The 1,974-nt window shown below is 32.1% G+C and carries 1 protein-coding gene; it reads left to right on the top strand.

Annotated features, from left to right (window positions below; genetic code table 11):
* Nucleotides 1–94: 94 nt before the first annotated feature.
* Complete coding sequence (gene typA / locus U9R42_12120; protein ID MEA3496763.1) at nucleotides 95–1,894, top strand: translational GTPase TypA; 1,800 nt, start codon at nucleotides 95–97, stop codon at nucleotides 1,892–1,894.
* Nucleotides 1,895–1,974 lie beyond the last annotated feature (80 nt).

Here is a 1,974-nt window from a genome sequence, read left to right as displayed (position 1 = left end):
TTTTCAAATTGTATTTTTAATAGTAAATCATTAAAAATAATTTTACCTTTGCAAATTCAAATTTTATTTAATAAAAAGACAGAAAACCACATTAATGCAAAATATTAGAAATATTGCAATCATTGCCCATGTTGATCATGGAAAAACTACCCTTGTTGATAGAATCTTACATCAGGTAAAATTATTTCGTGACAACCAAGAAGTTCGGGAACTTATACTTGATTCAAACGAGCTAGAAAGAGAGCGTGGAATTACAATTTTATCAAAAAATGTATCGGTAAGGTACAAAGGAGTAAAAATAAATATTATTGATACTCCCGGTCACTCGGATTTTGGCGGTGAGGTAGAGCGAGTTCTTAACATGGCTGATGGTGTATTGCTACTTGTTGATGCTTTTGAAGGTCCTATGCCTCAAACACGATTTGTGTTACAGAAAGCATTAGAATTAAACTTAAAACCTATTCTTGTTATAAACAAAGTAGATAAACCAAATTGCAAACCCGATGAAATAGAAGAAGATGTGTATGAACTAATGTTTAGCCTTGATGCAACTGAAGATCAATTAGAATTTCCTACTGTGTTTGGCTCAGCTAAAAACGGCTGGATGTCGGGCGACTGGAAAGAAGAAACAACTGATATTAGTTATTTGCTTGATAAAATTATTGAATATTTTAAACCTCCTGTTGTTAACACAGGTAGTTTGCAAATGCAAATAAGTTCATTGGATTATTCCTCTTATGTTGGACGAATTGCTGTAGGGCGTGTTTCAAGGGGTGTTATAAAAGCAGGAATGCAAATTTCAGTTGTTAAAAATAATGGGAATGTTGAAAAATCATTTGTTAAGAAATTATATCTTTTTGAAGGATTAGGAAAAGAAAAAACAAAAGATGAAGTAAAAGCCGGTGAATTATGTGCTGTTCTTGGTCCTCAGAATTTTGATATAGGTGATACAATTGCTGATTTTGAAAATCCTGAAGCATTAACACCAATAAAAATTGATGAGCCGACAATGAGTATGCTATTTACAATTAACAATTCACCTTTTTTCGGACAAGAAGGTGTGTATGTAACATCAAGGCATATTCGTGAAAGATTAGTAAAGGAAACTGAAAAAAATCTTGCTTTAAAAGTAGAAGAAACTAATTCTGCTGAAAAATTTCTTGTGTATGGCAGGGGAGTTTTACATCTTTCAATATTGATTGAAACAATGGTTCGTGAAGGATATGAATTTCAGATTGGGCAACCACAAGTTCTTACAAAAGAAATAGATGGGAAAATAAATGAACCCATTGAACTGCTATCTATTAATGTTATTAATGAGTTTTCGGGAAAAGTAATTGAGATAGTATCAAAACGCAAAGGTGATCTTCAAAATATGGAAAGTAAAAATGATAGGACTTATCTGGAATTTGATATTCCTGCAAGGGGATTAATAGGATTGTCAAATCAAATTTTAACTGCTACAAAAGGTGAGGCTATAGTTAATCACCGATTTAATAAATATGATCCTTGGAAAGGAGAAATTGCAAACAGAAGACATGGATCATTGATAGCAATGGAAACAGGTACTGCAATAGCTTATTCTATTGATAAATTAAAAGATAGAGGTAAATTTTTTATTGAACCAAATGATAAAGTGTATGAAGGACAGATAATTGGAGAGAATACTAGGGGCGGTGATATTGTAATAAATGTTACAAAAACCAAAAAAATGAGTAATGTTAGAGCTGCCGGTTCGGACGATAAAGTTGCTCTTGCACCTCCAATAAAATTTTCACTTGAAGAAGCAATGGAATACATAAAAAATGACGAGTACATTGAAGTTACTCCTAAGTCAATGAGATTACGTAAGATATATCTTCATGAACATGAAAGGAAGCGGAAAAGTAAGTAATTTATGATTGAGGAATGTCGATTTAGTGGCACTAAGAAAACTTTGTATTACTCATTATACTTGGGCTTTGAATTAATAAT

Source organism: Bacteroidota bacterium (assembly GCA_034723125.1).
In the GTDB taxonomy this organism is placed as follows: domain Bacteria; phylum Bacteroidota; class Bacteroidia; order CAILMK01; family JAAYUY01; genus JAYEOP01.
Note: the sequence above shows the minus strand (reverse complement) of the source record. Positions and strands in the feature narration are given on the sequence as shown.

Excerpts from the sequence above, each read along its gene's own strand:
- typA (MEA3496763.1), top strand. The coding sequence starts at position 95 with ATGCAAAATATTAGAAATATTGCAATCATTGCCCATGTTGATCATGGA.